Annotated in this window: 21 protein-coding genes; 11 read left to right on the forward strand and 10 right to left on the reverse strand. The window is 63.7% G+C overall.

The features are described 5' to 3' along the window. Positions 1-77 precede the first annotated feature (77 nt). Complete coding sequence (locus tag Q8R61_RS02055; protein ID WP_305533688.1) at positions 78-1,742, forward strand: tetratricopeptide repeat-containing response regulator; 1,665 nt, start codon at positions 78-80, stop codon at positions 1,740-1,742. Continuing rightward, positions 1,739-2,392, forward strand: coding sequence for a sensor histidine kinase KdpD (locus Q8R61_RS02060; RefSeq protein ID WP_305533690.1), 654 nt, complete (start codon positions 1,739-1,741; stop codon positions 2,390-2,392). The genes Q8R61_RS02055 and Q8R61_RS02060 overlap by 4 nt, the downstream gene beginning before the upstream one ends. A 31-nt stretch (positions 2,393-2,423) precedes the next feature. On the opposite strand, the gene Q8R61_RS02065 is transcribed toward Q8R61_RS02060, so the two are convergent. From Q8R61_RS02065 to Q8R61_RS02075, 3 genes are all read right to left on the reverse strand, one after another. Further along, positions 2,424-4,805 (reverse strand): phosphoketolase, encoded by a 2,382-nt coding sequence (locus Q8R61_RS02065; protein ID WP_305533692.1) that lies wholly within the window; start codon positions 4,803-4,805, stop codon positions 2,424-2,426. Continuing rightward, a complete protein-coding gene (locus Q8R61_RS02070) occupies positions 4,802-8,335 on the reverse strand; it encodes a hypothetical protein (protein ID WP_305533694.1) in 3,534 nt (1,177 codons plus the stop codon). Before Q8R61_RS02070 ends, Q8R61_RS02065 begins: the two co-directional genes overlap by 4 nt. 104 nt (positions 8,336-8,439) lie before the next feature. After that, entirely contained in the window at positions 8,440-10,965 is a 2,526-nt protein-coding gene (locus Q8R61_RS02075) for a glycogen/starch/alpha-glucan phosphorylase (protein ID WP_305533696.1), read from the reverse strand. Positions 10,966-11,238: 273 nt separating this feature from the next. Between Q8R61_RS02075 and gpmA the strand changes: the two genes are divergently transcribed. Next, positions 11,239-11,955, forward strand: coding sequence for a 2,3-diphosphoglycerate-dependent phosphoglycerate mutase (gene gpmA / locus Q8R61_RS02080; protein ID WP_305533698.1), 717 nt, complete (start codon positions 11,239-11,241; stop codon positions 11,953-11,955). A 42-nt stretch (positions 11,956-11,997) separates the two neighbouring features. On the opposite strand, the gene Q8R61_RS02085 is transcribed toward gpmA, so the two are convergent. From Q8R61_RS02085 to Q8R61_RS02115, 7 genes are all read right to left on the reverse strand, one after another. Beyond that, positions 11,998-13,188: an acetate/propionate family kinase gene (locus Q8R61_RS02085; RefSeq protein WP_305533700.1), complete on the reverse strand. Its 1,191-nt coding sequence runs from the start codon at positions 13,186-13,188 to the stop codon at positions 11,998-12,000. A gap of 73 nt (positions 13,189-13,261) precedes the next feature. Beyond that, positions 13,262-13,636 carry a hypothetical protein gene (locus Q8R61_RS02090; RefSeq protein WP_305533702.1) on the reverse strand — a complete coding sequence of 125 codons (375 nt, stop codon included), beginning with the start codon at positions 13,634-13,636 and terminating at the stop codon, positions 13,262-13,264. A 15-nt stretch (positions 13,637-13,651) separates the two neighbouring features. Next, positions 13,652-14,167: a hypothetical protein gene (locus tag Q8R61_RS02095; protein ID WP_305533704.1), complete on the reverse strand. Its 516-nt coding sequence runs from the start codon at positions 14,165-14,167 to the stop codon at positions 13,652-13,654. Further along, the gene (locus Q8R61_RS02100) at positions 14,160-14,558 is read right to left on the reverse strand and encodes a VOC family protein (RefSeq protein ID WP_305533706.1); all 399 of its coding nucleotides are present in this window, start codon (positions 14,556-14,558) and stop codon (positions 14,160-14,162) included. The genes Q8R61_RS02095 and Q8R61_RS02100 overlap by 8 nt, the downstream gene beginning before the upstream one ends. 9 nt (positions 14,559-14,567) lie before the next feature. Continuing rightward, on the reverse strand, positions 14,568-15,203 hold the full coding sequence (locus Q8R61_RS02105; protein ID WP_305533708.1) for a triacylglycerol lipase: 636 nt from the start codon (positions 15,201-15,203) through the stop codon (positions 14,568-14,570). Positions 15,204-15,210: 7 nt separating this feature from the next. Continuing rightward, positions 15,211-15,723: an O-acetyl-ADP-ribose deacetylase gene (locus Q8R61_RS02110; RefSeq protein WP_305533710.1), complete on the reverse strand. Its 513-nt coding sequence runs from the start codon at positions 15,721-15,723 to the stop codon at positions 15,211-15,213. Positions 15,724-15,727: 4 nt separating this feature from the next. Next, on the reverse strand, positions 15,728-16,153 hold the full coding sequence (locus Q8R61_RS02115) for a thioesterase family protein (protein ID WP_305533712.1): 426 nt from the start codon (positions 16,151-16,153) through the stop codon (positions 15,728-15,730). Positions 16,154-16,559: 406 nt separating this feature from the next. Here Q8R61_RS02115 and clpS point away from each other — a divergent pair, with 406 nt between their 5' ends. From clpS to rfbD, 8 genes are all read left to right on the forward strand, one after another. Further along, positions 16,560-16,868 (forward strand): ATP-dependent Clp protease adapter ClpS, encoded by a 309-nt coding sequence (clpS, locus tag Q8R61_RS02120; RefSeq protein ID WP_305533714.1) that lies wholly within the window; start codon positions 16,560-16,562, stop codon positions 16,866-16,868. A gap of 1 nt (position 16,869) precedes the next feature. Continuing rightward, complete coding sequence (gene clpA / locus Q8R61_RS02125; protein WP_305533716.1) at positions 16,870-19,122, forward strand: ATP-dependent Clp protease ATP-binding subunit ClpA; 2,253 nt, start codon at positions 16,870-16,872, stop codon at positions 19,120-19,122. Between the two features lie 138 nt (positions 19,123-19,260). After that, complete coding sequence (locus Q8R61_RS02130; protein ID WP_305533718.1) at positions 19,261-19,833, forward strand: hypothetical protein; 573 nt, start codon at positions 19,261-19,263, stop codon at positions 19,831-19,833. 227 nt (positions 19,834-20,060) lie between these two features. After that, positions 20,061-20,960: an EpsD family peptidyl-prolyl cis-trans isomerase gene (locus Q8R61_RS02135; protein WP_305533720.1), complete on the forward strand. Its 900-nt coding sequence runs from the start codon at positions 20,061-20,063 to the stop codon at positions 20,958-20,960. An 8-nt stretch (positions 20,961-20,968) separates the two neighbouring features. Beyond that, on the forward strand, positions 20,969-22,036 hold the full coding sequence (gene rfbB, locus Q8R61_RS02140) for a dTDP-glucose 4,6-dehydratase (protein ID WP_305533722.1): 1,068 nt from the start codon (positions 20,969-20,971) through the stop codon (positions 22,034-22,036). Next, positions 22,033-22,917 carry a glucose-1-phosphate thymidylyltransferase RfbA gene (rfbA, locus tag Q8R61_RS02145; RefSeq protein ID WP_305533724.1) on the forward strand — a complete coding sequence of 295 codons (885 nt, stop codon included), beginning with the start codon at positions 22,033-22,035 and terminating at the stop codon, positions 22,915-22,917. The genes rfbB and rfbA overlap by 4 nt, the downstream gene beginning before the upstream one ends. After that, positions 22,917-23,459 carry a dTDP-4-dehydrorhamnose 3,5-epimerase gene (rfbC, locus tag Q8R61_RS02150; RefSeq protein WP_305533726.1) on the forward strand — a complete coding sequence of 181 codons (543 nt, stop codon included), beginning with the start codon at positions 22,917-22,919 and terminating at the stop codon, positions 23,457-23,459. Before rfbA ends, rfbC begins: the two co-directional genes overlap by 1 nt. Next, on the forward strand, positions 23,456-24,334 hold the full coding sequence (gene rfbD, locus Q8R61_RS02155) for a dTDP-4-dehydrorhamnose reductase (RefSeq protein WP_305533728.1): 879 nt from the start codon (positions 23,456-23,458) through the stop codon (positions 24,332-24,334). Before rfbC ends, rfbD begins: the two co-directional genes overlap by 4 nt. The last annotated feature ends 19 nt before the right edge of the window (positions 24,335-24,353 follow it).

Genomic DNA, 24,353 nt, shown 5'->3' on the forward strand with positions numbered 1-24,353 from the left:
TATTTCCCTGAATGACACGCTTTCTGGGGTAAAACTGCGGTGATCAGCGGCAATTTCGGATGTTCTGGGGTGCGGCCATGAGTCTGGATTGGGTCGGTTCGGACGATGCGTCGATTGATTACAGTGCGCTGCGCGCGCTGGTGGTGGAGGATTACCCCGGCATGCGCAACGCGCTGCGTCTGACCTTGTCCAACTTCGGCATCACCAAGGTTCAACTCGTCTCCAACGCGTCGGAGGCCATTTATCACGTCAAGCAGAAGTCCTACGACTTCATCCTGTGCGATTTCAATCTGGGTGACGGCCGTGACGGGCAGCAGTTGCTGGAGGAGTTGCGTCACGGCAACCTGATTTCCATCGAGACGGTCTTCATCATGGTGACGGCCGAGTCCTATTACGAGAAAGTGGTTGCGACGGCCGAGCTGGCGCCGGATGACTACATGATCAAGCCGTTCAGTCCGGAACTCCTGCGCAGCCGGCTCGAAAGCATCCTGCTGAAAAAATGGGCCTTTCGCGACGCCTACCGGCATTTCATGACCGGCGAACTGGAAGACGCCATCGTGGCCTGCGACCAGCTGATCCGGGGCAAGCCAAAGCATCTGGTGGACGCCTTGCGTTTCAAGGGAGAACTGCTGGTCGCGCTCGGCCGCTTCGAAGAAGCGGAGACCTTGTACCAGCAGGTGATTTCGATGCGTGCGGTGCCGTGGGCACGCCTGGGACTGGCCCGCTCCCTGCATCAGCAGAACAAGGACGAGGCCGCCGAGGAGGTTCTTCGCGACGTCATGGAGCAGGCGCCCGAGATGGTCGCCGCCTACGATCTGCTTTCCGATGTGTGCCTGGCCAAGAAGGATGCGCCGGCAGCCCAGCAGGCGCTCGAGAGAGGCGTTGCCATTTCTGCCCGCACGGTGCGCCGGCAACAGCGCCTGGGCGAAATCGCCCAGAACAATGGCGACCTCGATACGGCGCGCGCAGCGTTTTCCAATGTGCTGGAAAAAGGCCTGCATTCCGTCTTCGTCACGCCCAGCGATTTCGGCAACCTGTGCCGGGTGCAGCTCGAGCAGGGCGATCTGCAGGGCGTCGCAAAAACCCTGAAGGACAACAAGAACATTCTGCAGGGCAGCCCGGAAGGGCAACTGGTGGCGGCGGTTGCCCAGGGCATGGCGCACGTCAAGGCCGGCAATCTGGAGGCGGCGGCGAAATCGGTGGAGGCGGCCGCCGCGCTGCGTGCCAGCGGTACGCACGGCGATCCTGCCCTGATGCTGGATCTGGCGGGTACCTGTATGGTCAGCGGCCGCCTCGAGGAGGCCGACAGCATCGTGGCCGAGGTGGCGCGCAATGCACACGACAGCGAGTCGCTGCTGGCCAAGGCCCGCAAGCTCTACGATGAATCCGGACGCACCGAGGCCGGCGCTTCCGTGCTTTCGAAGGCGACCTCCGACGTGCGCAAGCTCAACAACGAAGGCGTGGTGCTGGCCCAGCGGGGCGACTTCAAGTCGGCGGTCGAGAAGCTGCTGACGGCGTGTAGCGAAGCACCCCATAACCCGCGCATCATGATGAACGCCGTCTGGGTCATCCTCAAATTCATCGACCAGGCCGGCATGGACGAAAAGCTGATCGCGTCAGCCAGGCACCATCTGAATGAAGCAGAACGCCAGGCGCCGGGCCACACGCGGATTGCGGGCCTGCGGCTGCACCTGAAAGAGGTGGAAAACCGTTTTGGCATCCAGCGAAAGGGCGCCGCGTGACATTCAATCACACCGATCTGTATGCCGCGCTGATCCACGAACTGAAGAACGATCTCGGCCTGCTTTCGATCACGCTCGACAGCATTGCGCCGCAGGGCGAGGCGACGCACGATGCTGCAGTCGATTCGGCGCGGCTGCTGTGTCAGGGGGTGGTCGACCGCCTGCAGCAGGCGCTGCGGGTCTACAAAGCGATCGACCAGCCGATCCGCCCGTCGATCGATGCCTGGTCGCCACACGATGCGGTGCATGAAATCCGCGACCGGGCGGCGTCGCTCTCGCGCGGCCGCATCCGGGTCGAGGCCATGCTGTCACCGGAGGTGCCGGAAATCTGGTTCTTCGACCGCGACCTGGTTGAAATGGCCCTGATCAACGCCATTCACAATTCCCTGGCCTATGCGCGATCGAGTCTGCGCATCGAGGCAAGCATGCTGGAAGGCGCTCTTGCGCTGACCGTGCGCGATGACTCGCCGGGCTATCCGGCACATATCCTGGCCGGCGCAGCTACGGATTCAAGCGGCCACACCCGGCAGACCGGCCTCGGCCTGCAGTTTTCCAGACTGATCGCAGAGAGTCACGACAATCGGGGGCGTCGGGGCGAACTGCGTCTTCACAACGATCAGGGCGCAGTGTTCTGCCTGCTGCTGCCCTGACGCGGCGCTTCATGCTGCCTGGACCCCTGCGCTAATACGGCCACACCCAGGCGTCCGCCTCCGGCTGATCGACCCCGTGCTCGTGCGCGTAGTCGCGGCAATCGATCTGCATGTCGCGCAGCTTCTGCTTGACGTGGGCACCGGCCACGCACAGCTCGGGCACGCGGTTGATCACGTCGATGGCGAGGCTGAAGCGGTCGATTTCGTTCTCGATCGCCAGTTCCAGCGGCGTGTTGATGCTGCCCTTTTCCTTGTAGCCGCGCACGTGCATGTTGTCGTGGTTGGTGCGGCGGTAGGCCAGCCGGTGGATCAGCCAGGGATAGCCGTGGAAGTTGAAGATCACCGGCTTGTCGAGCGTGAACAGGCTGTCGAAATCGCGATCCGACAGGCCGTGCGGGTGTTCGCCGGCCGGCACCAGCGTGTAGAGATCGACCACGTTGATGAAGCGCACTTTCAGATCGGGGAAGTGCTCGCGCAAGAGCACCGTCGCGGCCAGCGCTTCCTTAGTGGGGATGTCGCCGGCGCTGGCCATCACCACGTCGGGCTCCGATCCGGCGTCGTTGCTCGCCCATTCCCAGATGCCGATGCCCTTGGTGCAGTGCTTGATGGCCGCCTCCATGTCCAGGTACTGCAGGTGCTTCTGTTTGTCGCAGACGATCACGTTGATCAGATTGGTGCTTTCCAGGCACCTGGCGGAGATCGCCAGCAGTGTGTTGACGTCGGGTGGCAGGTAGATGCGCGTCACCGCAGGACTCTTGTTCACCACCAGATCGAGAAAGCCCGGATCCTGGTGAGTGAAGCCATTGTGGTCCTGGCGCCAGACGGTCGAGGTGATCAACAGGTTGAGCGAAGCCACCGGCGCCCGCCACGGCACCTCCTTGCACATCGCCAGCCATTTGGCGTGCTGGTTGAACATCGAGTCGATGACATGGACGAAGGCTTCGTAGGTAGAGAAAAAGCCGTGCCGGCCGGTCAGCAGATAGCCTTCCAGCCAGCCCTCCAGTGTGTGTTCGGACAGCATTTCCATCACCCGTCCATCGGGTGACAGTTCGCTGCCGCCGGCGTCTTCGGGATAGATATCGGCGAGCCAGGTTTTCTTGGTGACCTCGTAGAGGTTATCGAGCTTGTTCGACGCATTCTCGTCCGGGCCGAACACGCGAAAGTTGTCCATGTTCTGTGCCATCACGTCGCGCAGCAGTTTGCCGAGCGGGCGCGTGTTTTCTGCCGTCTCCTTGCCGGGGCCGGGCACGTCGGCAGCGTAGGCGCGAAAATCCGGCATTCGCAGCGGGCGCCGCAACAGGCCGCCATTGGCATGGGGATTCGCGCTCATGCGGCGGTTGCCGGTGGGCGCCAGCGCACGCAGTTCCGGGCGCAGGCGGCCGGCCTCGTCGAACAGCGCGTGTGGGTCATAGCTGCGCAGCCAGGTTTCCAGCTGTTGCAGGTGGGCCGGGTCGCTGCGTACGCCGGCCAGCGGCACCTGGTGCGCACGCCAGAAGCCTTCGACTTTCTTGCCGTCGACCTCGGCCGGGCCGGTCCAGCCCTTGGGCGAACGCAGCACGATCATCGGCCAGCGCGGCCGCCCGGGTACGCCGGTTCGCCGTGCTTCGCCCTGGATGCGGTGAATCTCCAGCACACATTGCTCCATCGTCACCGCCATCTCGGCATGCATGGTCATCGGGTCCGAGCCTTCGACGAAATAGGGCGTCCAGCCGTAGCCCTTGAACAGGTTTTCCAGTTCCTCGTGCGAAATGCGCGCCAAGATCGTCGGGTTGTGGATCTTGTAGCCGTTGAGATGCAAGATGGGCAGCACGGCGCCATCGCGGATCGGATTGAGGAATTTGTTGGAATGCCATGCGGTGGCGAGCGGCCCGGTTTCGGCCTCGCCGTCGCCCACCATCACGGCCACCAGCAGGTTCGGGTTGTCGAACGCGGCGCCGAAAGCATGCGAGACGCTGTAGCCGAGCTCGCCGCCTTCGTGGATCGAACCGGGGGTTTCCGGCGTGCAGTGGCTGCCGATGCCGCCGGGGAAGGAGAATTCTTTGAAGAAGCGGCGCATGCCGGCGTCGTCTTCGCTCTTGATGGGATAGACCTCGCTGTAGGTCCCTTCAAGGTACGCCGGCGCCAGCACGCCGGGCGCGCCGTGGCCGGGGCCGGCGAGGAACATGGCGTCGAGCTCATACTGCAGGATCAGCCGGTTGAGGTGGACCCAGGTGAAGCTCAGGCCCGGGCTGGCGCCCCAGTGGCCGAGCAGGCGGCGCTTGATGTGCTCGACCTGCAGCGGCTCCCGCAGCAGGGGGTTGTCGCGCAGATAAATCATGCCGGCCGCAAGGTAGTTGCAGGCGCGCCAGTAGGCGTCGATCTTTTCCAGCGTTTCGGCAGAGGGTGGGGGGGGAATCGGGGTCGGTGCGTTCATGGCTGGAGACTCTCAAGAGGGGTGCTGCCATGATGCGCAGACACCGTTACAAACAGTCGATCGCCGGCGTCGAGGGGTCCGTTCGCGGGCGGCGCGAGCGGATCGGCGCCGAGCGTGCCGATGAATTCACGCCAGGACTCGGGATCGGCCAAGGCGTCGAGTCTGGCTCGGGCATAGGCGAAACGGGCGTCGAGGTCGAGGCGGCGCGCTTCATCCACGTTACGACGGTTTTCCCGGAAATGCGAGAGTTCGTTGAGCTTACGTGTCCACAGCGCGAGGTCACGTTCGCGCTTGACCTGCAGGCGCTGCCAATACCAGCTCGATTCAAGCAGGGTTTTACGCGTGAACAGGGCACGTATCTCTAGTGAGTGCACGTCCAGGCCGTGATAGTTCCCGAACGCCATGATGGCGAGCAGCGCCTGCAGCGGCGGACAGGCCTCGGCGATGCTGCCGTCCTCGAAGTAGCGTCGCGCCACCCGCTCCTGCGCCTCGACGATGTTGTGAACGCCGTCCGCGAAGTCGGCCAGGTTCTGGGTCTCCGGTTTGAGGATGGCCTCGGTGAAGACCGCGCGTGGGTTGTCGAAAATCTTGCCCATGAAGTGGGCGACGAAGCGTTCGGTGATGCGGTAGCCAAGCCGGCTCGCCGGCACGCGCTGGCCCTCGAAATCAAAATCGTCGAGCGCTTCCAGGTAGCCATGCTCGATCAGCCAGGCGGCTCGGCGCTGCTCCGGATGCAGCCGCGCCCAGATTTCCGGCACCAAGAGGCTGATGTCGTGGTCCACGCGCACCTGGGGGCCGACGTGGCCCGCCGAGGTGGAAAAGCCGTCATGCCCGGTGAGAATCATCGACACCAGCGCGTTGTTGAGGTCGGCCGTGGGCCGCAGCGCGTTGAACGGCCCCTTGGTGAGCGCGCCTTCCGAGCCCGCACCGGTGGTGGAAGGTGATTTGCCGGTCAGGGAACAGATGTAGTCCATGAACAGTTCCGGCAAATCCTGGTAGTGGAGCGGGTTGTACACCGCCAGAGAGCGGATCCCCGCCTCGGGCGGGTTGTTGCGGCGTCCGGACAACACCGCGTCGACGCTGACGCACACCGGCGCATCGGCGGGCAGCTTGCGGTGGAAGCGCATGCCCATCTCCGCCGCGTATTTGCGCATCGGATTGACGAGGTCGGGCCGCAATTGCAGATAGCGCGGATTCTTCGACGGCTTGCCGTCGACCATCCGCGGCCGCGCCGAGGACACCGCGATCTGTCCGGCACGCGCGGCGTGCTGCAGCAACTCGCGCATCGGCGGCGTGTAGGCATGCAGCCGCATGACGTTGTCGACCTCTGTCGCGAGCGCTGCTCCGCCAAGCGGCTCGAAATTGGCGATGAAATTGCCAGGCAGCGCCATGTCGATTTCGGTCTGCTTGTCGTAGCCCGGCGTGACGGCATCGTCCGGGCGCTGGAACAATCGACGCTCGCAGTTGTAGGTGAGCTTCACGCTGCAAGCCGGGTCCAGTCCCGGCTTGCAGCCGCTGAGCATCGCTACAGGCGCGACCACCGAGGCGGTGATGTCGTCCTCCATCTGAACTTTCTCGGCAGGAATGAAATCCTGGCGCAGCTTGAAGGTACGCCACTGTCCCTCGGCATCGAAGCCTACCCGCAGATAGCTGGCGATGATGCGCCGTCCGAACATCTTAAGCTCGTGGCCCGGCGCGCCGTCCACCACGTCGACCGCGAGCTGTTCGTCCCAGCGCTCGCCCCACTCCGGACGATGGAAGCGCTTGATCAGGAACACCAGTGCCAGGATGCGCGGCGGAATGCTGTCGAGCCAGGCGTTGTAGGTGTCGGTGTGGCTGGGCGAAGGCGTCAGCAGCTTGATCACGGAGCCGAGGCTGCGCTCCATGCTCAGGGGATTGCGCGACGGGTCGCGGTCCTCGTGCTCGAAGCCGGGGCGGAAACGCGTGCTGTAGTCGTGCTCGAAAATCTGCCGCACCCAGGCCAGGTCCCGTTCCAGATCGTCGATGAACAGCGGGCCGTAGATCACCGCATCCTCGAGCGACTTGGAAATTTCCGACTTGCCGCCGCCGGAAACGGTGCAGGGCTTGTGGCAGAAGGTGCCCTCGGGCTCGATGCCGATCAGCCGCCACGAAGGCGCCCCCGGGTGCGGGCGCATCTCGACCTTGTAGCCGTTGGGCTGCATGTAGAGCTTGTCCGGCATCAGGCGGATCTGGTGGGTCCGGCCATCGTGCTCCCAGGTGATGCTCTGCGCGTTGAGGTCGAAGCGCACCGCCTGCGGCACATAGACGATGTCCGGATAGTTCACGTCGAGCGCATGGCCTCCGGGCATCAGGCGCATGAACGGGCCGTAGCGCGCCACCATGTCCTGGAACGAATAGCCCGGCTCGCGCGTGCTGCTGTCGACGCCGTATTCCTCGCCATGGTTGCGGCACTGGAACAGCAGCGCGCCGCCGGCGTGCTCCTCCTCGGACAGTCCATAGAGGTTGGCGGCGAAGCTGATCTGGGTTTTGACTTCCTTCTTGCAGTAGCCGAAATAATTGTCGGCCAGGATCGTGACCATCACGCCGCTGGCATCGCGCGCGGTGAGCTTGAACGCCTGCCCCTCGTTGTAACGCTCGTCGGGCGATTTCCAGCACATGCCTTCGCGCCGCTGGCGTTCGTTCGCCTCATCCCAGTGCGGCAGGCCGAGTTCGCGCTTGGTCAACGTGACCAGGTGCGGGGCCAGCACCACGCAACCGCTGTGGCCGCTCCAGTTTTCCATATCCAGGCTGGCGTCGTGTTCCGGCAGATAGGGGTTGCCGCCGTTGCCGAAGATGCTCTCGACGAAATCCAGGTTGCTGACCAGGTTGCCGGGGGCGAAGAAACGGATCTCCATGCTCTTCTGTGGTGCCACGCCGGGAATCTCCGGACAGATCACCGGGCGCATCAGCAGGGAAACGAACATGCGCGCGGGGTTGGGCTGATTCACCGTGTATGGCAGCGTGAGCAGCGTATCGGGCGGGTTGAACGCATGCGCGAGCATGCGTGCGAACACTTCGCGTGGCACCGCCTTCTTGTCGCCGGGAATCGGCAATCCGCCCTCGCTGACATGGAACAGGCCCTGGGTGGTGCGGCGGTCGCTGGCCGGGTTGTGCAACACGCCCTGGGCCACGCGGTAACTCGACACGATGTCCGAGTTGAAGACATCCGCATCGACCGGCAGCGACAGCTCGCGCGCCAGCCCCTCATGGTCGAGGATGAAGGTCTGCCCCGGCAGTTGCGGCACCGCCTCCACGCCTTCGAGGTAGCGTTCGAGAAAGTCCTGGATGCGGCGGTCGGGCGGACTCAGATACCCCGACAGCAGCCAGTTTTTGGCGCGGTAGGCCATGAGCAGGTCGTGCGCCACGTCCATGAATTCGTCGCTGTCCTGTCCGCGCACTGGAATCTCGCCGGAGGAGGCGAGCTTGAGGTTGATGTACAGACGCAGGTTGTCCTGCTCGCGCTGCGCATCCGGTGTCGGGTCAAGGCGAAATTCGTTGAGTCGGTTCATGGCAGCGTCCTATCGGTTGGTGCATCACTTGGCCGGTGAGCCCGGCATCGCTGCATGGCTGTCCCGTAAACGCCGGCAGCATTGAGTCATGGAAACCTGCGTGCTTACCCCTCACAGGGACTGGACTGTGACGGCCTGGCCTCCCGGCCGATGGGCACCGGCTTCACCCGCCAGATCTCGTCGCAATACTCCCGGATGCTGCGATCCGAGGAAAACTTGCCGCTGCGCGCGGTATTGAGGATGCTCATGCGCGTCCAGTGTTCGACATCGAGATAAGCGTCGTCCACTGAGGTCTGGCAATCGAGATAACTCTGAAAGTCTGCGCACAGCATGTAGGGGTCGTGATGCAGCAGGTTCTCGACCAGCGGCCGGAACAGCTCGCCGTCGCCGCGTGAGAAGAAGCCATGGCGGATCAGGTCGAGCGCGGCGCGCAGATCGGGGTTGGTGTGGTAATGCAGCATGGGGTCGTAACCTTCGCGCTTGCGATGCGCGACTTCTTCGGCTGTCAGGCCGAACAGGAAGAAGTTTTCCGGACCGGCCTCCTCGCGAATTTCGATGTTCGCGCCGTCCAGCGTGCCGATGGTCAGCGCGCCGTTCATCATGAATTTCATGTTGCCGGTTCCGGAGGCCTCCTTGCCGGCGGTCGAAATCTGCTCCGACAGCTCGGCGGCGGCATACAACAACTGGCCGGTGCGCACGTTGAAATTGGGCACGAACACGACCCGCATGCGTCCTTTCACCACCGGATCGCGGTTGATCACGTCCGCCACCGCGGTGACCAGTCGGATCATCAGCTTGGCCATGGTGTAGCCCGGCGCGGTCTTGCCGCCGAAGATGAAGGTACGCGGCGGCAGATCGAGATGCGGGTCCATGCGCAGACGGTGATAGCGCGCCACGATGTGCAGCACGTTGAGATGCTGGCGCTTGTATTCATGGATGCGCTTGACCTGCACGTCGAACAGCGTGTCCGGGTCGAGCGCGATGCCGGTGACGCGCCGCACGTAATCCGCGTAGCGTGCCTTGTTGATGCGCTTGATGTCGCGCCACTCGGCACGAAAGTCGGGGTCATCCACCAGCGACTCCAGCTCGCGCAGGCGCGTCAGGTCGGTCAGCCAGCCTTCGCCGAGACGCCAGTTCAGCAGGGACGCGAGGCGCGGGTTGGCCAATGCCATCCATCGTCGGGGGGTGACGCCGTTGGTCTTGTTGGTGAATTTCTGCGGCATGAAGGCATGAAAATCAGCCAGCACATCCTGCTTCAGCAGCTCGGTATGCAGCGCGGCCACGCCATTGATCGCATGGCTGCCCACGCACGCCAGATGCGCCATGCGCACCTGCCGCTCCTCACCTTCGCTGATGAGCGACATCCGCGCGACCGTGGCGGGATCACCGAGGCAGGCCCAGCGGATGCCGTCGAGGAAACCGGCGTTGATCGTGTAGATGATTTCGAGATGGCGCGGCAGCAGCCGTGCGAACAGGCTGACCGGCCAATGCTCCAGCGCCTCGGGCAGCAGGGTGTGGTTGGTGTAGGAAAAGGTGTGGCGGGTGACCTCCCAGGCCGTCGTCCACGCCATGTCGTGCTCGTCCACCAGCAGCCGCATCAACTCGGCCACGGCGATGGCCGGGTGGGTGTCGTTGAGCTGCACCGCGAACTTCTCGTGGAAGTGCCGCAGCGGGATGCCCTGCACCCGCATGATGCGCAGCATGTCCTGCAGCGAGCAGGATACGAAGAAGTACTGCTGCGCCAGGCGCAGTTCCTTGCCCTGGATCTGATCGTCGTTCGGGTACAACACCTTGGTGAGATTCTCCGACTCGATCTTGCGGTGTACCGCGCCCCAGTAGTCGCCGCGGTTGAAGGTCGAAAGATCGAACGAATCCACCGCCTCGGCACACCACAGGCGAAGCGTGTTCGCGGTCTGGTTGCGATAGCCGAGGATGGGGGTGTCGTAGGGCACGCCCAGCACGCTGCGACCAGGCACCCAGCGCACCTGCTCGTGCCCGTGCGCATCGGTGACGCGCTCGGTGTGGCCGCCGAGCTTGACCTCCACTGCCCATTCTGGACGCACGACTTCCCATGGATTGCCATGGCGCAGCCAGGTGTCGGTCTTCTCCATCTGCCAGCCGTCGACGATTTCCTGGGCGAAGATTCCGTGCTCGTAGCGGATGCCGTAGCCCAGGCTGGGAATCTCCAGCGTCGCCAGCGAGTCCAGGAAACACGCCGCAAGCCGCCCCAGCCCGCCGTTGCCGAGACCCGGTTCCACCTCCTGTTCGAGCAGCGCGTTGTAGTTAAGGCCCAGTTCGGTGACGGCCTCACGCACCGGTTTCTCGATGCCCAGGTTGAGGATGTTGTTGCCCAGATGCGGGCCCAGCAGATACTCGGCTGACAGGTAGACGACCGTGCGCGAACCTTCCTGCATGTAGGTTTCGGCCGTATCGACCCAGCGCGCCAACAGCCGGTCACGCACGGTGTAGGCCAGCGCCAGGTAATAGTCATGCTGGCTCGCCAGGCCAGGAAACTTGCCCAGCACGAAGAACAGGTTATTGAGGAAATCGCGTTGCAAGCAGGTCTTCGACAGGCCGGTGCGACTTGTCTCGGCACGCAGGTGTTTTTCCAGTTCGACCGGTGAGTTCATGGTGTCGCTATCCGTTAGGGAGTCCAACCTTATTCAGCAAACTGGATGCCAACTCCAAAAATCAGAATTTTCCCGTTCAAACCCTCTATCCACTGCGGCCTCGTCTTTACGGGCACGTCACTCACCCGACAGACCGCACCATGGCGAGGCAAAGCCGCACCAGTCTGTTGCACCGTTTTTATGCGATGTGCCGCAGCCCTTGCGGAAACGCGGGTGAGAACTGGCCTGGCTTTTGCATCTCGAGTGTCAAGGAACAACCCGGCAAGGAAAATCATGCTCAAACAGGTATTGCTGCGCCATGGCGAAAGTCAGTGGAACCGGGAAAACCGGTTTACCGGGTGGACCGATGTCGATCTGTCCGATACGGGACGCATGGAGGCTGCGAAAGCGGGTCGCCAGCTGCGGGATCATGGCATCGTGTTCGATGGCGCCTACGTCTCCGTCCTGCAGCGGGCGATTCGCACCCTGTGGCTGTTGAAGGAAGCCATGGACCAGGTCTGGATGCAGGAAGTGAAGGACTGGCGCCTCAACGAACGGCACTATGGTTCACTGCAGGGGCTGAACAAGACCGAAATTGCCGAACATTATGGTGAAGCGCAGGTCCATCTGTGGCGACGCAGCTTCGATGTCAGGCCGCCGGCGCTCCATGCCTCCGATCCGCGCCACCCCCGTTTTGACCTACGTTACCGCAGCCTGCCTGCCGGGCGTCTGCCGACCGGCGAGTCGCTCGACGACACGCTGCTGCGCGTGCTGGAACTCTGGTACGAGTCCATCCTGCCCGACATGCAGGCCGGCAAAACCCTGCTGATTGCCGCCCATGGCAACAGCCTGCGCGCGCTCGTCAAGCATCTAGATGCCCTGTCCGTCGCCGAAATCGAGGCGCTGACCATTCCCACCGGCGTGCCGCTGGTTTACGAATTCGACGATGAACTCCGCGTCCTGGCCCGCTACTATCTGTCCGAGGAAGCCGGTCAGCGCGAGGCAGCCTGATCGCATTGTTCCAGCGACTGCCCGAACCACGCTCCTGTTCGTCTACGTGGGGCGTTCATCCGCCGTCAGCGCCCAGGCGTGGCGAGCGATCACGTATTCCTCATTGGTGGGAATGACCCAGACCGAGATGCGGCTGTGCGGAGGGCTAATACAGGGTCCGTGGCGATGGTTCGCGGCGTCGTCCAGTTCCAGGCCAAGCCAGGCCAAGCGACGGCAAATCGCCGCACGGACCGAAGCGGCGTGCTCGCCGATGCCGGCGGTGAACACCAGCGCATCGAGACCGTCCAGCGCGACGGCATGGCTGGCGATGGCCTGGCTGGTCCGGTAGGCGAACAGGTCGAGCGCCTCGGCTGCATGGGGATCGTCGCTGGCCTGCAACACGCGCACATCGCCGCTGATGCCGGACAGGCCCAGCAGACCGCTGCGGTGGTGCAAAAGATCGTCAAGCTGATCCAGGCTCATGCCTTCCTCGCGCAGCAGGTAGAGCAGCACGCCGGGATCGAGCGCGCCGCAGCGGCTGGCCATCGGGATGCCGTCGAGCGGCGTGAAGCCCATCGAGGTTTCCACGCTGCGTCCGTGCTGCATCGCGCACAGGCTGGCACCGTTGCCCAGATGCGCGACCACCACCCGGCCGGCTGCAGCATCGCCCAGGTAATCCGGCATCACGGCGGCAATATGTTCGTACGACAGTCCATGGAAGCCGTAGCGGCGGATGCCGCGTTCATCGAGTTCGCGCGGCAGCGCAAAGCGTCGGGCCCGCGGCGGCAGGGTGTGATGGAACGCGGTATCGAAGCAGGCAACCTGCGGCAGGTCCGGCCGCAGCCGGGCCAGCGCGCGGATGCCTGCCAGGTTGTGCGGCTGGTGCAGCGGGCTGAGCGGAATCAATTTTTCCAGGTCGCTCAGTACGACCGCATCGACCCGCACCGGATGGATGTAGTCGGCGCCGCCATGCACCACGCGATGCCCGGCGGCGGACAGGGACAGATCGGGGTGGCGGGTGTGCAGCCAGTCCAGCAGGTGCCGTAGCGCCTGTTCGTGGTCGGCTGCCGGCACGGCACGGTCGACCCGGTCTTCGGCATCGGCCGCGTGCAGCAGCCGAAACCGCGCCTCCCGTCCGATTTCCTCGATGACCCCGCGATATCGGATTTGCAGCGCATTCGCCGGGCCGGCCAGATAGATGGCAAATTTGAGGCTGGACGAGCCAGCGTTGAGGATCAGCAGGGCGGCGTTCATGGGCGTTCGATGTGGCGGGCAGGCCGGCGCACGCGGGCTGTGCGCGCCGCGGCGGCGCAGGCAGTCCGTCTGACTACTCTTCCAGCAGTGCCACCGTGGTTTCGGCCGTGATCCTGTCGATGCATAACTGCACCATACAGTATTCGTTCAGTTCGTCGACCGGCGTCGGATCGTCCGCACAACTGCAGCCGGCGATCACGCCGGTGAAGAAAATCCCCGCCTTGATGCATATCTGGCCGGCATCTTCGTTCACGCTGATCAGCATAGCCTGGAAGGGCCGGTCGGTCACATAGCTGCTGGCGGCCAGCGCTTGCTGCAGCGGCAGGCTGCCGGCATCGATTTGCTCGATTTCCTGTTTCAGGACGGTTTCGAACCGGGGTGTGTTCCAGGCGTTCAGGGTGTTGGGCAGTCGGATCATGGGCAGGGGGATGGCAATGCGGGCTTGCATAGACTCCTCGGAGAATCAGGGTGGAGGCCACCGGCATGTTCGTGAGAACACCCACGGCTCATCGATCAGGGGCCCGGCGGCAACCTGTTCGCCGGTGTCTGCGCGCAGCAGCAGCGCCTGTCTGGGATGAAGCGCCTCTTTCAAAAGGTAACGCATCCCGGCCGCCAGTTCCACCTCGATCACATAGCAGCGAATGCGCTGCGGAATCGGCGGATAGCCAGCGGGCATGCTGATGACCCAAAGGGTATGTTTGCCGTCTGTCAGCACGTAGTCGTAATCCTTCCAGCCGGCGGCCGGGATGCGCAGCGTTTCCAGTGGCTGCCGATCCACCCCGCGCAGCAGCAAGGGATTATTCGTGCGTTCATTCAGTCGCGCGACGCGGGTGGGGTCATCGAGCGGCGCACCCAGAACCGGAATGAGGGTGGGCGGTGAATGGGCACAGCCGACCAGGCCTGCTGCGGCCAGCACGAGTCCTGATCGCAGCAGGGCGCGTGTGGCGGCACGGTGGCCGTTCAGGATCGGCTCAGACATGCGGGAAGCTGGGGTTGTGCGCGACTTCCCAGACAAAACCATCGGGATCGGTGAAATAACCGGAGTAGCCACCCCAGTCCGTCGGATGTCCGGGCCGGGTGACGGTGCCGCCACACGCGGCCACCCGGGTCAGCAATGCATCCACCTCGGCCGGCGAGCGCACGTTGTGCGCCAGTGCAAAGCCGCGGAAGCCCGAGCCTGCCGGCGCCAGGCCGGCATCCTCTGCCAGGCTTTCGCGCGACCACAGCGCTAGCCAGGTTGTCCCGAGTTCGAAAAAAGTGATCGACGGCGGGGTTTCCAGTTTAGGCAGACCCAGACAGTTCGCGTAGAAGCGGGTAGCGCGTTCGAGGTCGGCGACGCCGAGGGTGATGAGACTGATGCGGGGTTCCATGCGGTCTCCTCAGGACGTGTGCGTGTGTGCAGGCGCGAGCGTTGCAAGCGACCGGATCATGTCGTCGACGACCGGCGCCGAATTCATGATGAAAGTGTGAAGGGCCGGCACCCTGACCGTGGCCGCGGCGCAGTGGCCGGTGGCCTCGGCCACGCTAAGGATGCCGTCGTTGGCCTCCATGCCGAACGGGAACCACGCTGCGCGCGGACCGGCGGTGCCCGCATAGATCCGGACCCGGCCCGGCGGCAGCGGCAGCCCGCGCATGAAATCCTCCGATGCCAGCAGGCGGCCCATTTCGCCCATTACTCTTTTGTATAGCCAAAAGCGCGAAAAGAACCGCGCGGCCTTGCACGCACCCATCGGCGGCGCCAGGAAAAAACAGGCTGCGGGCATCTGTCCCGCCAGTCGGGCGAGGGTCGCGCGGATGATCACCGAGCCGAGCGAATGGCCGACCAGCGCGTAGGGCGCGCTGCCGACCCGGCGTTCGATCAGCCGCGCCAAGCGGCCGCTCGCGCCCTGCAGGGTTTCGAACGTGGGCGAATAGCCGAACAGGATGGCATGGTGGCCGGCGCGCCGCAGACGCCGACGCAACCGCAGCATCGAAAGCGGCGTGCGGCCCATGCCATGAATCAGGATGAGCTTCATCTGCGCTTCAGCTGTCGGCAAGCTGGCGCTGATAGCGCGCGAGGTCCCCTGCCGTATGGCAGCAGAAGATCACCTCGCGGATCAGCGGAAACGCCGGCACCTGCGCGCGCACGGTCGCCACCGCAATCCGGGCAGCGGCCTCTTTTGGATAACCGTACACACCGGTGCTGATGGCCGGGAAGGCGAGCGACGCGAGACCGTGTGCAGCCGCGATCTCGAGCGAACGCCGGTAGCACGATGCCAGCTGTTCCGCTTCCCCGCGGTCGCCGCCGTGCCAGACCGGACCGACGGTGTGGATGACGTACCGGGTAGGCTGCTGAAACCCCGGCGTGAGCCGGGCGTCGCCGGTCGCGCAGCCGCCCAGCGGCCGGCACGCATCCAGCAGCTGCGGGCCGGCGGCGCGATGGATCGCGCCGTCGACCCCGCCGCCGCCGAGCAGCGTAGGGTTGGCGGCATTGACGATGGCATCCACTGCGAGCGTGGTGAGGTCGGCCTGAACGGCGCGCAGGGTGGCAGGCATACGGCTAGGCGCGGGTGTCTTTCTTCGCGCGCACGCGGGCGTCAAATTTTTCCCGGTTGATCACGAAGCGTTCGTGGCGTCCCCGGGAAATCCGGTCCACGCCATCGTGCGCCTCGACGGCAAACACCAGCCGCCTGCCGTCGACTTCGATCAGTTCGACCGTCGCGGTCACTTCCTGACCGGGTGGGGTGGCAGCCTCGTGGCTGACGTCGATATGCGTGCCCACCGTCTGCTCGCGAGGTCCGTCCAGGTAGGGATTGATCGCGCGGATGCAGGCCCATTCGAGAAAACCGACCAGAAAGCCGGTGGCAAACACCTCCGGCATGGCGACGAACTCGGGCGCTTCCGGATACAACGCCGGCACGGTCTTGGATGCCGGGATCACGAAACGGTGGGTGTAGCGCAGGCCGGGTTTCAGCGATTCATTCATTAACGGCTCCGGAGGGTGACGGCACAGCCTGGGGGGTCTGCGCGACTGGCGCCACGAACACAAGACGCCACTCAGTGTAGCGGGTGGCTCGGCGAAGGACTCGTTTTCGATGGCAAAGCCGGCGAGCTTTGAGGGCCGCAAGTACGTTTTGGCGTCTCCGAGCATCATGTGGCGAGCACTTGGCGCAAACACGTAGCGTCACAGAAGCGAATTTCAGCAGAAACATAGCCCATATTGATATCGTTCAAATGCACCCGGTACCGATGTGCAATCAGGCCTGGCGACAGCCCGGACAGCCCGATGCCGTACACTCGGGGCAAGGCAGTCCTAAGCCCTACTCATCGCGGGCTTGATAATTCCGCACATCACCTCAAAATAAGGCTAAGAAGACAGGCTTATTCCGGCTATGGCAACCAAGCGAGAAAGCACTACCCTACTGGAACCGGCTGCGGCAAAAGTGAAGCCGCCGCCGCTCTACAAGGTGTTGTTGCTGAATGACGATTACACCCCGATGGAGTTCGTGGTGCACGTTCTGAAAAAGTTTTTCGGCATTGACCAAGAACGGGCCACGCAAATCATGCTCAAAGTGCATACTGAGGGCGTGGGTGTGTGCGGGGTATACCCGCGCGATATCGCAAACACCAAGGTGGAGCAGGTCGTGGATTTCGCCCGGCAGCATCAGCACCCGCTGCAATGTACGATGGAGGAAAGTTGAGATGATTGCCCAGGAACTCGAAGTCACGCTGCACATGGCGTTCATGGACGCACGGCAGAAACGCCACGAATTCATTTCGGTGGAGCACCTGCTGATGGCGATGCTGGACAATCCCTCGGCAATGGAGGTGCTGCGTGCCTGCGGCGCCAACCTCGAGTCGATGCGCGAGCAACTCGGCGCCTTCATCGAGGAGCACACCCCCAAGGTGGATGGCGCAGGCGAGGTCGATACCCAGCCCACGCTCGGCTTCCAGCGCGTGATCCAGCGCGCGATCCTGCATGTGCAGTCGTCCGGCAAGAAGGAAGTGACCGGCGCCAACGTGCTGGTGGCGGTATTCGGCGAAAAGGATTCGCATGCGGTGTATTTCCTCACCCAGCAGGGCGTGACCCGGCTCGACATTGTCAACTTCATCTCCCACGGCATCACCAAGACCCCGCAGAGCGAGCCGGTGCGGCCCGACGAAGTGGCCGAGTCCAGCTCCGAGGCCCCGGCCGCGTCGCCACTCGACAGCTTTGCGCAGAACCTGAATACGCAGGCACTGGCCGGCAAGATCGACCCGCTGATCGGGCGCGATCAGGAACTGGAACGCGTGATCCAGACCCTGTGCCGCCGGCGCAAGAACAACCCGCTGCTGGTAGGCGAGGCCGGCGTGGGCAAGACTGCGATTGCCGAAGGCCTGGCGCGCCGCATCATCGAAGGCGGGGTGCCCGATATCCTGGCGCAAAGCACCGTGTATGCGCTGGACATGGGGGCGCTCTTGGCCGGCACCAAATACCGCGGCGACTTTGAGCAGCGCCTGAAGGGCGTGCTGAAGCAGCTCGCCGACAATTCGAAGGCGATCCTGTTCATCGACGAGATCCATACCCTGATCGGCGCCGGAGCGGCGTCGGGCGGCACGCTCGACGCCTCCAACCTGCTGAAGCCGGCACTGTCGTCGGGCAACCTGCGCTGCATCGGCGCGACCACGTACACCGAATATCGCGGCATTTTCGAGAAAGATCACGCCTTGTCGCGGCGTTTCCAGAAAATCGACGTGCCCGAGCCCTCGGTCAGCGAGACGGTGGCGATCCTGCGCGGCCTGAAGTCGCGCTTCGAGGACCATCATGGCGTCAAATACACGGCGGCCGCGCTGACCACCGCGGCACAGCTGGCGGCGCGCTACATTAACGACCGTCACCTGCCGGACAAGGCGATCGACGTCATCGACGAAGCGGGCGCAGCGCAGCGCATCCTGCCGAAATCCAAGCAGAAGCGCACGATCACGCCGAAGGAGATCGAGGACATCATTGCCAAGATCGCGCGGATTCCGCCCAAGACCGTGTCGTCCGACGACAAGAACTCGCTGAAGACGCTGGACCGCGACCTCAAGGCCGTGGTGTTTGGCCAGGACACCGCGATCGACGCGCTCGCCACCGCGATCAAGATGTCGCGCAGCGGGCTCGGCAATCCGCAGAAGCCGATCGGCAATTTCCTGTTTTCCGGGCCCACCGGGGTCGGCAAGACCGAGGTCGCGCGCCAGCTGGCCTACGTGCTGGGGGTCGAGCTGATCCGCTTCGACATGTCGGAATACATGGAGCGCCATGCGGTGAGCCGCCTGATCGGCGCGCCGCCGGGCTATGTCGGCTTCGACCAGGGTGGCCTGTTGACAGAAGCGATCAACAAACACCCCTATGCCGTTGTTTTGATGGATGAAGTCGAAAAGGCACACCCGGATATTTTCAATGTACTGCTGCAGGTGATGGACCACGGCACGCTGACCGATACCCACGGGCGCAAAGCCGATTTCCGCAATGTGGTGCTGGTCATGACGACCAACGCTGGCGCGGAAATGCTCAACCGGGCCAGCATCGGCTTTTCCAACTCGCGCGAAAGTGGCGACGAGATGGCCGAGATCAAGCGCATGTTCACGCCGGAGTTCCGCAACCGGCTCGATGCGATCATTCCGTTCGCGGCGCTGACCGAGCCGATCATCCTGCAGGTGGTCGACAAGTTCCTGATGCAACTGGAAGAGCAGTTGCACGAGAAGAAGGTCGAGGCGGTGTTCACCGATGCCTTGAAGGCCTATCTGGCCAAGAACGGCTTCGACCCGCTCATGGGCGCACGGCCGATGGCGCGCCTGATCCAGGACACCATCCGCAAGGCCTTGGCCGACGAGCTGCTGTTTGGCAAGCTGGCGCACGGCGGGCGGGTGACCATCGACATCGACGCCAACGGTCAGGTCAGTCTGGTGTTCGAGGAGGCCGTGCCGGCCTGATTTCGGGGTCCTGCATAAAGTTTATCGCGTGGGTGGCCGTATTAACGTTAAGCGGCAGGTGCGCATTCCGGGTTGACGGTGTTTCCGTCACCCGGGGATGTATGCCTGCGATCTGACCGTTAATACGAAGGAGTCGTCATGAATCTCCCCCACGCATCCCGCATTGCCGTCGTTGTGCTGATCGGCCTGCTGCCCGCCGGCGCACCCGCGGCCGAACCGCCCGCCGATAGCGGTGACCTCGCCGCAGTCGGCGAGCGCATTCGCCAGACCGGTGTGCAGATTCGTGAAGACCTCAAGGAAGCCCGCGCCCGTCTCGAAGCCCAGAAGGCACGCGAAGAGGTTGAGCGCAAGCGGGAAGCCGAGCGTGCCCGCCAGCAGGCTGCCCGCGAAGCCGCCGAGCAACTCGCCCTGAAGCAAGTCCAACAGCGCCAGGCCCAGGAAGCGGCGCAGGCGCAGGCACGTCGCGATGCGGCCCTGAAGGCGGAACAGGCCGAACGCGCCCGTGAGGCCGCGCTGAACGCGAAGCGCATTCAGGATGAGCAGGCCGCGCGGGAAAAAGCCGCGCTCGCGCTGCAGCAAGCTCGCAAGTCGAGCGGCCCTGCAGCGATGAACGATCCCACTCGTGAAACCGCAAAAGATCGGGCGGCACGCGCCCTGCGCGAGGCGCGTCAGTCGAATGGCCCGAAGGCCATGGCGGACGAGGGGCAGTAAAACCCGAAGACGGGATTACGTCCGACAGCGGGCGCACTTCCACCGTATCCGTTACGGGCAGGTGCGCCGCGCATGAAGCCCGTGTCATTTGACCCTGCCCGCACGTCGTGCAGGGGCTCAAGCCTCCTAATTTGCCACATAGAACTTCGCGGCTCGTGCAGCAGGCTGGCTTGCCGAATACAGTTCAATCCCTCACCATACGGGCACGTTCGATAATAGGAGTGCCCATGAAATCCCGTCATGCATCGTTAATTACGCTCGCCGCGCTTGCCATGCTGCTGTCCGCATGCGAAAAACCTGCCACTGAAACCAAGAGCGCAACCGTGGCCACCGTTGCCGGCGACACGATCAGCGAAGCGGAACTGGACTTGGCCGTATCCCGCCTGGGCGACTTGAATGAAGCACAGACCGCAGATGCGAAAAGCAAGGTGCTGCAGGCCCTGATCGATCAGCGCCTGGTGGCGGAAGCGGCCAAAAAGACCGGCCTGGACAAGGATCCGGCGGTGCAGATCGCGGTGGCGCAGGCCGGCCGCCAGGTGCTGGCGGAGGCCTATGCCGAACGCAATTTCAAGGATGTCGCCAAACCCGCAGAAACCGAAATCGCCGAGTACTACAACCAGCATCCGGAACTCTTTTCCCAGCGCCGGATTTACCGCATCCAGGAGCTCGATCTCCAGGTTGAGCCCCCGCGGGTGGCCGAGGTCGAGGCCCAACTCACGAGCAGTCACTCAATGGGGGATTTCGTCAACTGGGTGAAGGAGCAGGGCATCGATGGCAAGACGGCGGTGGCGGTGAAACCGGCCGAGCAGATTCCGGCGCCCCTGCTGGGCCGGCTCAGCCAGATGAAAGATGGCCAGGTGACGGTGTTCTCGACGCGTCCGGGGCAGTTGCTGATTCAGCAGTTGCTGGAAAGCCAGATGCAACCGGTGTCGCTGGAACAGGCGCATGACGTCATCGAGCGCGCCCTGATGGTGCAGAAGCGCAAGGAACTGCTGGAAGCGGACATGAAGAAGCTGCGTGAGGCGGCCAAGATCGAATACAGCAGCGCCTATGCACCGGCCGTCGAGAAGCAAGCCGACGAAGAAAAGCCCGACAGCGAGAAGGCGGACGAAAAACCTGCCAATTGAGTGCTCCGATGATCCTGGTGACCGGAGGCGCCGGTTTCATCGGCGCCAATTTCGTTCTGGATTGGCTGGCGGCTTGCAATGAAAGCATCGTCAATCTCGACAAACTGACCTATGCGGGCAATCTGGAAAACCTGACGTCCCTGCGTGACAACGCGAGGCATGTGTTTGTGCAAGGCGACATCGGTGATCGCGCACTCGTCGACGACCTGCTGGCCCGTCACCGACCCTGCGCGGTCATCAACTTCGCCGCCGAAAGCCACGTCGACCGCTCCATCCACGGTCCGGCCGAATTCATCGAGACCAATGTGGTCGGCACCTTCAATCTGCTGGAAGCGGTACGCGCGCACTGGTCGGCGCTGCCGGCGGATGAACAGGAGACATTCCGATTTCTGCACGTGTCGACCGACGAGGTGTACGGCTCGCTCGGCCCGACCGATCCGGCGTTTTCCGAAACCACGGCGTATGCGCCGAACAGCCCGTATTCGGCGTCCAAGGCCGCATCCGACCATCTGGTGCGCGCCTACCACCACACCTACGGCCTGCCGGTGCTGACCACCAACTGCTCGAACAACTACGGCCCGCTGCAGTTTCCGGAAAAGCTGATCCCGCTGGTGATCCACAACGCCTTGGCGGGCAAGTCGCTGCCGATCTACGGCGACGGCAGTAATGTGCGCGACTGGCTCTACGTCGGTGACCATTGCAGCGCGATCCGTCGCGTGCTGGAAGCGGGCAGGGTGGGGGAGACCTACAACATCGGCGGCTGCAACGAGAAGACCAATCTCGACGTCGTCAACACGCTGTGCGCCATCCTCGATGAACTGCATTCCGGCTCGCCGGTGACGCCGCACGCCCGTCTGATCACTTTTGTAAAGGATCGCCCTGGGCATGACCAGCGCTACGCGATCGATGCGAGCAAGATCGAACGCGAACTCGGCTGGACGCCCAGCGAGACTTTCGAGACCGGCATTCGCAAGACGGTGGCCTGGTATCTGGCGCACCAGGACTGGGTCAATCACGTGACCAGCGGCGAATACCGCAGCTGGGTATCCAGAAACTACGCAGACACGCACGCATGAGCACACGCAAGGGCATCATCCTCGCCGGCGGCTCCGGCACCCGTCTGTATCCCATCACCCAGGCCATTTCCAAGCAGCTGCTGCCGGTGTATGACAAGCCCATGGTGTACTACCCGCTGACCACACTGATGCTGACGGGGATCCGCGACATCCTGCTGATTTCCACGCCGCAGGACACGCCGCGCTTCGAACAGCTGCTAGGCGACGGCGCGCAGTGGGGGATCAGCATCCGCTACGCGGTGCAGGCCGCGCCCGAAGGATTGCCGCAGGCCTTCCTGATCGGCAGCGATTTCATCGGTCCCGACGCCTGTGCCCTGGTGCTGGGCGACAACATTTTTTACGGCCACGAACTGAGCCAGGATTTGCAGATGGCCGGGCAGCGCGCGCACGGCGCCACCGTGTTCGCCTACCCGGTGACGGATCCTGAGCGTTATGGCGTGATCGAGTTCGACGCCGACGGCCATGCGGTCAGCCTGGAGGAAAAACCCGCCCACCCCAAATCGCGCTATGCCGTCACCGGGCTATATTTTTTCGACAACCGGGTGATCGACATCGCACGGGCGTTGAAGCCTTCAGCGCGCGGCGAGCTCGAAATCACCGACCTGATCCGCCAGTACTTCGAGTGGGGTGAGCTCGACGTGCAGGTGATGGGGCGCGGTCAGGCCTGGCTCGATACCGGCACCCACGATTCGCTGATCGATGCGGCGCTCTATATCCAGACCATCGAAAAACGCCAGGGCCTGAAGATCGCCTGTCCGGAAGAGATCGCCTATCGCAGGGGGTTTATCGATGCGGCACAGCTGCAGGCACTGGCGCAGCCGCTGATGATGAATGGCTACGGTCAGTATTTGATGGACGTGCTGAACGATCGGGTGTTCTGATGCAGGTGATCGCAACCCAGCATCCCGAGGTGCTGCTACTACGCCCTAAAGTATTTGCCGACGCGCGCGGCTTCCTGTTCGAGAGCTATAACCGCAAGGCTTTTGCCGAGATCGGCATCGACGTCGAGTTCGTGCAGGACAATCACTCGCGCTCGGGTCGCGACGTGCTGCGCGGCCTGCATTATCAGCTTCGGCAGCCGCAAGGCAGGCTGGTGCGCGTGGTGGCAGGCGAAGTGTTCGACGTGGCGGTCGACCTGCGCCGCGCCTCGCCCCATTTCGGTCGCGTCGCTGCTTGCCGGCTGTCGGCCGAGACGCACGAAATGGTCTGGATCCCGCCGGGCTTTGCGCACGGCTTTCTGGTGCTGTCCGACCATGCCGAGTTTCTCTACAAGGCTACCGATTACTACGTGCCGGGACACGAGCGCTGTTTGCAGTGGAATGACCCGGCACTGGATATTGCCTGGCCGTTGGATGGCGAACCGCTGCTGTCCGCCAAGGACCAGCTCGGTCTGCCGCTCGATCAGTGCGAGGTGTTTGGGTGAAAATCCTGCTCACCGGCGTCAACGGCCAGGTGGGCTGGGAATTGCAACGGTCGCTGGCGCCGCTGGGCGAGGTCATCGCAGCCGACCGCAATGTACTCGACCTCGCCGATACGGCGGCCATTCGTCGCGCAGTCGCTGCGATTGCGCCGAACCTGATCGTCAATCCGGCCGCCTACACAGCGGTGGACAAGGCCGAATCCGAGACCGGGTTGGCGCACGCAATCAACGCGGCCGCACCGCGCGAACTGGCCGCCTGTGGCATCCCGCTGGTGCATTTTTCCACTGACTATGTGTTCGACGGGCACAAGGCCGGCGCGTACACCGAAGACGACACGCCCAGTCCGCTGGGGGTCTATGGCGCGAGCAAGCTGGCGGGCGAGCAGGCGGTGCAGCGCGGGGGCATCCCGCACCTGATCCTGCGCACCAGTTGGGTGTACGGCCTGCGCGGACGCAACTTCCTTTTGACCATGCAACGGCTGGCGCGCGAGCGCGAGTCCCTGGCGGTGGTCGACGACCAGTTTGGCGCGCCGACCTGGTCGCGCCTGATTGCCGAGGCCACGGCGCTGACGATCGCGCGCTGGCTGGATCGCCCCGATCAAACTGCAACATCGGGGGTTTATCATCTGAGCTGTGACGGGCGCACCAGCTGGCATGGCTTCGCTGCGGCGATCCTGGCACAGCTTGCGCGCGAGGACACCAAATTGGCCCAACTGACAGCGATCCCGACTTCGGGCTATCCTACGCCGGCGCCGCGCCCGGCCAATTCGCAACTGGATTGCGGCAAGCTGGCGGCGACGTTCGGTGTGCGGCTGCCCGACTGGGAGGCGGCACTGGCCCTGTGTCTGGGGGATAATGTGCCACGTTCGACACAATGACAATTTAAAGAGCTGACGA

It is taken from the genome of Thiobacillus sp., assembly GCF_030696885.1.
GTDB lineage: Bacteria > Pseudomonadota > Gammaproteobacteria > Burkholderiales > Thiobacillaceae > Thiobacillus.